Source organism: Streptomyces laculatispora, from assembly GCF_017353455.1.
In the GTDB taxonomy this organism is placed as follows: Bacteria; Actinomycetota; Actinomycetes; order Streptomycetales; family Streptomycetaceae; genus Streptomyces; species Streptomyces laculatispora.
In genome coordinates, this window is sequence record NZ_JAFMPZ010000109.1 from 1 (window position 1) to 8,203 (window position 8,203).

Annotated in this window: 3 protein-coding genes; all 3 read right to left on the minus strand. The window is 71.0% G+C overall.

The features are described 5' to 3' along the window. Window positions 1-1,250 (minus strand): acyl-CoA carboxylase subunit beta (locus tag J1C73_RS06520; protein ID WP_207315487.1); only part of this gene is annotated, 1,250 nt, incomplete at its 3' end. A 285-nt stretch (window positions 1,251-1,535) separates the two neighbouring features. Further along, window positions 1,536-3,863 (minus strand): polysaccharide lyase 8 family protein, encoded by a 2,328-nt coding sequence (locus tag J1C73_RS06525; RefSeq protein ID WP_242643807.1) that lies wholly within the window; start codon window positions 3,861-3,863, stop codon window positions 1,536-1,538. Between the two features lie 129 nt (window positions 3,864-3,992). Further along, complete coding sequence (locus J1C73_RS06530; protein ID WP_207315489.1) at window positions 3,993-7,862, minus strand: endo-alpha-N-acetylgalactosaminidase family protein; 3,870 nt, start codon at window positions 7,860-7,862, stop codon at window positions 3,993-3,995. Window positions 7,863-8,203: the final 341 nt, after the last annotated feature.

Sequence of the window (8,203 nt, forward strand, 5' to 3'; positions counted from 1 at the left end):
CCGCCGTAGGCCTTGCGCAGGATCAACGAGATCCTCGGCACCGTGGCGTTGCAGTAGGCGTAGAGCAGCTTCGCCCCGTGCCGGATGATTCCACCGTGCTCCTGATCCACACCGGGCAGGAAGCCGGGTACGTCCAAAAGAGTGATGATGGGGATGTTGAACGCATCACACATCTGGACGAACCTGGCGGCCTTCTCGCTCGCCTCGATGTCCAGGACACCGGCCAGGGCCTGCGGCTGGTTGGCGACGATGCCGACGACCTGGCCGTCGAGGCGGGCCAGCGCGCAGATGATGTTACGGGCCCAGCGCTCGTGGATCTCCAGGTAGTCGCCGTCGTCGACGAGCTCCTCGATGACCTTGTGCATGTCGTACGGGCGGTTGCCGTCGGCCGGCACCAGGTCCAGCAGGACGTCGCCGCGCCGGTCGGCCGGGTCGTCGCTCGCGACCGTGGGCGGGTTCTCGCGGTTGTTCGAGGGCAGCATCCCGATCAGGTAGCGGACCTCGGCGATGCAGGTCTCCTCGTCGTCGTACGCGAAGTGCGCGACGCCCGAGGTCTCGGCGTGCACGTCGGCGCCGCCGAGGCCGTTCTGGGTGATCTCCTCGCCGGTGACCGCCTTCACGACGTCCGGTCCGGTGATGAACATCTGCGAGGTCTCGCGGACCATGAAGACGAAGTCGGTGAGGGCCGGGCTGTAGGCCGCGCCGCCCGCGCACGGGCCCAGCATCACGCTGATCTGCGGGATGACACCGGAGGCGCGGGTGTTGCGCTGGAAGATGCCGCCGTATCCGGCGAGCGCCGAGACGCCCTCCTGGATACGGGCGCCGGCGCCGTCGTTCAGGGAGACCAGCGGGGCACCGGCCGAGATGGCCATGTCCATGATCTTGTGGATCTTCGTGGCGTGGGCCTCGCCCAGCGCCCCGCCGAAGATCCGGAAGTCGTGCGCGTAGACGAAGACGGTCCGGCCCTCGACCGTGCCCCAGCCGGTGATGACACCGTCGGTGTACGGCTTCTTCGCCTCCAGGCCGAAGCCGGTCGCCCGGTGCCGGCGCAGCTGCTCGACCTCCCTGAACGAGTCCGGGTCCACGAGCAGCTCGATGCGCTCACGAGCCGTCAGCTTCCCCTTGGCGTGCTGCGCCTCGGTCGCCCGGTCACTCGGTCCGCGCCGGGCCTGCTCTCGCAGTGCCAGCAGTTCGGCCACACGGCCACGGGTGTCGCTCGGCTCGCCCGGGGTTTCGTCCACAACGGTCATGTACCGACCCTACGAAGCCCAGCAAGAAAATCCTGCCGTCGACTCCGCACAGTCTCCCGACCGGTTTCCTGGTGGAGCCGGACAGAAGCCTTGCGCCATGCAGGCGAAGTGCTAGCCCGCACCCCTCGCCGTTTGTAGGAGTTCCACAAGGCTTCACTGTGGCCTGCCGCACACGCCGGTCAGCCCGGGGTTGTCGGACGCCTGATCATGTCACGGGCCCGGCCGCTCCGGCCGGGCGGCCGGCGACCGCGACCGGAGCCGCCGGTCCGCTCTCGGTTCAGGGGGCTACCGGAGGTCACACCTCAGCGTGGCCCCCGCCGTGCCCGGGTCCACGCCCAGCACCAGCCGCCTGCCGGTGGCGCGGACCTCGATGCCCGGGTCCGCCGGGACGGCCTCGCGCACCGGCCGGTCCCAGACCACCTCGAAGGGGCTGCCGCTGCGGTCGGGGCCGCTGATCCGGATCGTGGTGGTACCCCGGCCCTCGCGCAGGAGCACGCTCGCCGCACCGGTCGACGAGAGCCGCCCCGCCGCGCCGGGCTGCCAGAAGTTGGCGGCGGTCAGCCCGAGCGAGCGCACGGCCACCGCCTGCACGGCCGCGGTGTTGGCGAGCACCGTCAGCCAGTGCCGGTCGGCGGCGCGGGCGGCGACGGTGCGCCGGGAGGCGCCGGGCATCAGCAGATAGAGGTAGCCGGCGTCGGCCGGGTCGGTGCCGTGGTCGAGCCAGAGGGTCTGCCAGTGGCGGGTGCGCCGCTCGGCGGAGCTGGTGGTGTTGATGTCGGACCAGGCGCCGGTCCTGGCCTCGCGCAGGGTGTGCAGCGCCGCGCCGCCGGGCAGCACCCAGCCGCCGTGCCCCGCCAGATGGGCCCAGCGGGGGCGGGAGCGGTCCTCGACGGTGAGGGTCTGCCCGGCCTCGTCCGGCCCCAGGTTGCGGTTGTCGAGGACCGTCTCGACGGGGATCCCGTCGGTGGCGGTGATGCCCGCGCCGAGACAGATGACCGCGTCGGCGGCGCAGAACCAGGACTTACGCGCCTCCAGGGTGGAGCCGAGGCCCTTGACGTGCTGCCCGACGGCGGCGAACTCGCCGTCGTGCGCGCCCCCGACCCATCGCACGTCCGGCCGGGGTTCACCCCACTCGCCGCCCTCCCGGTCGGCGAGCCGCTTGGTGGAGACGGTGGTGCCGGGCAGCCGGTACCAGTCGACGGTGGGCCAGAACCAGTCGGTGTACTGGCCTGCGCCGTCCCGGCCCTGCCACCAGTAGAGCATTCCGGCTCCGGTGTGCCAGCCGCGCGGATTCTCGCCGTTGCCGCACTCGTAGGAGCTGATCCGCTCCGACGCCATGGAGAGGCTGGCGACCCACCCGGGGCGCCGGTGCACGGCCCGGTCCATGGCGGCGAACAGCGTGTGGCCGACGGGTTCGGGCGCGGCGGGGACCGGGGCGGCGGCGGCCGCGTGCAGCCGGGAGAGGTCGGCGACACCGAACTGCGGGGCGGTGAGGACCGGACTGGTCGTATCGCGTTCGATCCAGCCCTTGATCATGCCGTGCCACCGGTCCCGCTCGGCGTCGGAGGCACCGCCGGCGAGGAGGGCGACGGCCGCGATCAGTGCCTGGCCGTGGAAGTGGTCGCTGCGCATGACCTGGAGTTCGTCGCTCTTGAGGAGTCCGCGGCTGATGGCCCGGCCGTTGACGCTGTCCATCATCAGGCCGTCATGGATGAGCGGTGCGTAGGCGTGTTCGACGCTGTCCAGGATGATCTGCCGGCCGGGGTCGGTGACCTCCCAGGTCGATCCGGCCAGCAGGGCGAAGAGCCGGCCGAGGCCGTCGAGCATGACCTGGCCGTACGTGCCCGAGTAGGCGATCCAGGTGTGCTGGACGAACGAGCCGTCGGCGTAGAGGCCGTCGCCCCCGGTCACGTACGGGAAGACGGGCGAGAGGGCGTCGCGGGCGAGCGCCGTCCTGGCGGCGTCGCGGCCGAGGATGCCGCGCAGCGCGACGGAGCGGCACAGGTCGACCCGGTTGGCGCCGGTCGAGGTGCCGCTGTAGTCGGTGAGCATGGTGTCGGGGATGAAGTGGTCGACGGCGGCGCAGGCGGCCAGGACGCGCTCCTCGCCGAGGTGCGGGCGCAGCACCGAGACGATGTCCATGAGCAGGCGCGGGCTGCCGATCTGCCATTCCCACCAGTTCCCGTACCGGGCCGTGGAGGGGTTGTAGACCGTCGCGGAGAGGTGGTCGAGTCCGCGGACGATGTCGGCGAGCAGCCCCGCGTCCCCGGTGTGGCCGGTGCCCTGCTGGGCGTACGCCTGGGTCATCGTCCACAGCCGGGAGTAGCTCCAGGTGATGCCGGACGGCGGGTCGAAGGTGTGCCCGGGCCAGAGCGAGCCGGCGGCGGGGGCCATGGCCGAGCGGAATCCGGCGGCGAGTTCGCCGGTCCCGGCGAGCCGGGAGGCGTAGGGCTCGGTAGCGGGGTCGTAGCCGGTGCCGAGCGAGAGGTCGTTCCAGCGCAGCCGGAGCGTCTCGAACTCGTCCTCGGCCGCGCGGGCCGCGGGGGCGAGTGCCAGACCCAGTGCGGTGACGCTGCCGGTGGCGAGAAAGGCTCGGCGCGACCAGGCGGGCAGAAGTGACACGGGAGTACCTCCGGGATCCAAGTGGTTCAGACCGGGCGGTGGTTGGTCTAGCACGCGCCCGCGACGACGTGAAGGGGGCGGGGCCGTCATCGGCCCCGCCCCCTTCACGTGTGCCGAAGGTCAGCCGCCGCAGTGGAAGCGGGCGTTCCCCCAGTCGGCGTGGTCGTTGCCGTTGCCGTCGCCGCCGTCACCGACGACCAGCTCGACGTACTTCGCGCCGGTGACGTCAGCCGTCAGCGACCAGGCGGTGTCGGCGGCCTTGACGACCGGCGACTTCACCTTCTCCGTGCCGTCCGCCGTCACGGAGAACTGCACGCTGCCCGCGCTCTTCTGCACGTCGTCCACGCCGACCTCGGCGGTGAACGAGGTGCACTTCCCGCCCAGGTAGTAGCGGACCTTCGCGGGTGCGTGGCTGCCGAGGCCCTTGGTGTAGACGGTGCCGCCGATGGTCAGCGGGGTGCCGTCGCCGGTTCCGGTCTCGCCGTTGGAGAGGTCGCGCTCGACCGGTCCCCAGCCGTTCTCGGAGGCCGTCCAGTCCAGGTCACTGGCCCAGCTGTCCGTGGTGGGCGGCGGCGGCAGGGTCCGCACCGAGGTCTGCGCGCCGAGGGTGCGCCGGGCGCCGCCCACGGTGTAGCCGGCCTCGGAACTCAGCTGGTACGCCTGGTACTCGGCGTCCACCGGCGGGGTGACCTGCCAGCTTGCGGTGACCTTCGCACCGGCCGCGACCGAGTCGAAGGTGATGGCGCCCGCGGGCTCGGCCTTCCAGCCCTCGGGGACGGTCAGGCCCACCGAGACCCCGGTGACGTCGGTGGCCTCGTAGTTGGTGAAGCTCGCCTTCACCACGTTGGCCGTGCCCGGCTCCAGGGTCTCCGCGGCCGGTTCGACGGTGAGCGTGCCGCAGGCGGCCTGCTCACCGTCGGGGGCCTTGCCGAGGTCGGTCACGGTGAAGCCGTCGAGGACGAAGTCGGCGCCCTCGGGGGCGTCGCCGCGCTTGCGCAGCCCGGTCCAGGTGTCGCCGCAGCCCGCCGCGACGGTCTCGGTGAAGTGGCCGGTGGTGTGCTGGGCGCCGATCGCGGTGGTCCGGGTGGTCACCGAGCCGGGCTTGCCGTCCGCGGTGATCCGGTCGTAGCCGTCGACCCACTCGTAGGCGCCGGCGTGGCTGGACTGGTAGTCGTACTCGACCTTGTAGCGGTGGCCGTCGGCCATCGGCACGGTCCAGGGGGCGGTCCGGTAGACGAGGCCGGTGTTCTCCTCGTGGGCCTTGAGGGACTCCTTGCCGCCGAGCACGTCGTCGACGAGCTTTCCGTTCCAGCCTGCCTGGGTGTACGGGGCGTGCAGCTGGGAGATGCTGGTGCGGGGGTCGGTGGAGCCGCCCGCGTCGCCCTTGAGGAAGGGGCCCCAGCCCTGGTCGACGTCCTCGAAGTCCTCGTGGACGACGGTGTTCTTCCTGGTCGCCGGAGCGTTGGCGACGACGCGGACGTCATCGGCGCGGACGGTCGCCGCACTGCCCTCGGCGGCTTCGACGCGCAGCGTGGTGTGCCCGCCCGCGGGAGCGGTGAAGTTCACCTTGGCCCGCTGGAAGTACGTACCGTGCCAGTCGGACGCGGCCACCTGGTCCTTGGCGGTGGAGCGGTCCACGGTCACGGACTTCCCGCCGGCCGACAGGGTGGCGCGGCGGGTCTTGCCGGGCTGGACCTCGATGAGGGCGGAGGCGGTGTAGCGGGTGCCGGGCTTCAGTCCGCCGATGCGCTGCGAGAGCGCGGCGGTGCCGGTGCCGGACAGCGCGGCACTGTTGCGGCCCTGGTCGTCGGTGTCGCGGACGGCGGTGCCGGTCCTCGACCAGGCGGTCAGCTGGTTGTCGTTGAAGCCGGGGTCCTGGACCGGGGTGCCCTGGCCCCACTTGGCGTCGGCGGCCGTCGGCGCCTTGTCCGGGTAGAGGACGTACGGCTGCCCGGCCTCGGCCTTCAGCGTGATCTTCCCGTCCACGGGGCGGACCGTGCCGGTCTTGACCCGGCCGTTGTCGGTGAGCTTGTAGACGGTGTACGTGCCCTTGGAGGGCACCGCCCAGCTGCTCGTGCCGCCGGTCTTGCTGTAGTGGTACAGCTTCTTGCCGCCGTCCCACGGCAGCAGGTAGTCGGTGCCGCTGAGCACCTTGCGGCCGTGGTCGTAGAAGGTCCGCTTCCCGTCCTCGACCGTGCCGCTCACCCCGCCGGTGAAGGCGATGTCGTTGCCGTCCCAGCGGGTGATCTTCTGCTGCTGGAGGTACTTGGCGGGCAGGTTGCGCTGCCAGATGTTGTCGTAGAAGGCGTTCCAGTCGGTCTCGCCGGTCCAGCCCTCGAACTCGTCGATGGCGCTCTGGCCGAGGACCGGGTCGTTGTTCCAGACGTCCTTCTCGTCGTTGCGGATGAACCGGATGATCTGCGAGTTGAGGCCCTTGTTGGTGGCGCCGCCGTAGTCGAGGTCATTGGCCCAGTGCGACCAGAGCGAGCCGCGCTCGAACTTGTCGGCCCACTCGCTGGAGACGTTCCAGCCCTGCTTCTGGATGGACTGGAGGGTCTTGTCGGCGATCCAGCCGTGCGAGTAGTAGACGTCGATGTACAGCATGCTGAGGTTGCTGTTGGTCTCGTCCCGCAGCTGCTGGAAGCGCTTGGCCAGGTCGCCGCTGTTGATGTCGCGGCGCTGGTCGATGTAGTAGCTCTGGTTCAGCCAGTTCCAGCCGGGCCTGGACTTGTCGACGAGCTTCTCGTCGAAGGCCTTCGCCTCCGGGTAGGCCTCGGTGGCGTTGACGTGGACGCCGAAGGTCGCGCCCCACTTCTTGCCGTCCTTCAGCAGCTCGTTGAGGTCCTTCAGCCCGCCGGCGCGCTTGTTGTAGTTGCCGCCGTAGTCGGGGTGGGCGGAGTCGTGGCCCTCGGAGGCGTACCCCTTGAGCAGCGCCAGCTGCCCGAGGCCGTCCGTGGAGAGGGAGATCCGCTTGACGTCGTCGAGGGTGCGCAGGAAGGGGTGGGTGGCCTGGCTGGCGAAGTTGAACGGAATGTGGGTGATGACCCGGTCCGCGGTGTCCTTGCTGCCCGGTGCGACCACGCCGATGGAGCGGAAGGCGACGGCGCCGTCCTGCCAGTCGACGGTCTTGTCGCCGTTGGCGTCGGGCGTGACGACGACCTTCGCCCAGGGCAGGTTGTCGCCGCTCTCGGGCTTGGGCGCGCCGTCGCCGCGGTAGGTCCACTGGCCGGACCAGACGCCGACCCGGGTGGAGCCGTCGTCGGCCTTGCGGGCCTGGTGCCAGAAGCGGGCGTCGTCGCCGCCGGTGGCGCCGGCGGGCTTGTCGTACGAGGAGTTGGACTCGACGGCGGCCGCCAGCGATCCGGTGTTGAGGATCGCGTAGGTGGCGCCGAGCGGTGCGGCGTCGGCCTTGGTGGAGTCGGTGACCTTCGCGAAGACGTCCGCGGTCTTCGTCGAGTCGGGGTCCAGCCGGGTGAAGGCGGTCGCGGCACCGGTGTCCGTGCTGGCGACGGAGACCAGGTCATGTCCGGGGATGTCGATCGTGCCGACCCGGAACGCCGCGGTGTCGCGGACGGCGGTCACCTTGAAGGTGGTGGCGCGTCCGGAGACCGACAGCGAGGCGTCGATCTCGACTCCGGGCAGGTCGGCGAAGACCAGCGTGTAGCGGGCGGCCGACTTGGTGATCTGGGGCGCGCCCTTCAGCTGCACCGGGTGTGCGGTGCCGTTGAGGGTGACGGCGGTGACCGGCCGGGTGCTGCCGGACAGCTGGTTCCCGGAGGCCCGGTCGGTGTACGTCAGCACGCGCGGGAAGTCGTCCGCGACGGCGACGGCGAGCTGAGCGGACCCGATGACGGCGCCTGCCGGGACGGCCGATTCGGCCGCGGCGGGCGCGGGGGCGGTGGCTGAGGCGGGGAGGGCGGTCCCCACCAGAGCCAGGACGGCGGCTGAGGCGGCGGCAGCAGCGCCCGCCGTAGTGAATCTTGGCGACATGTGCTCTGAGTAGTCGCCGTGTCCGGACACCGTCAACGACGTACGGCTCCCAGGGCCTCTCCAGTCCAACAACCGCTCTGCGTAAGTCCAAGTAGGTCCACGTGGGAGGCGCGGAAGCCAGCAGCGGTTCCGTGTTCAGATGTTGATCACGGTGGCCGGATACGGGGTGGACGGATACGCCAAGTAGCGGCTCTGAGCGTCGAGTTGTGAAGACCTTCGATTTTTGAGAGCGCTCTCAGTCACAAGTCTTGACGGTCGCCGCAGCCCTCGCGAGAGTGGTGCGCACCGCGGACGCGCTCGTTCCACCTCCCCGCACCGTCCCGCCGTCCGCGGCCCTCCTG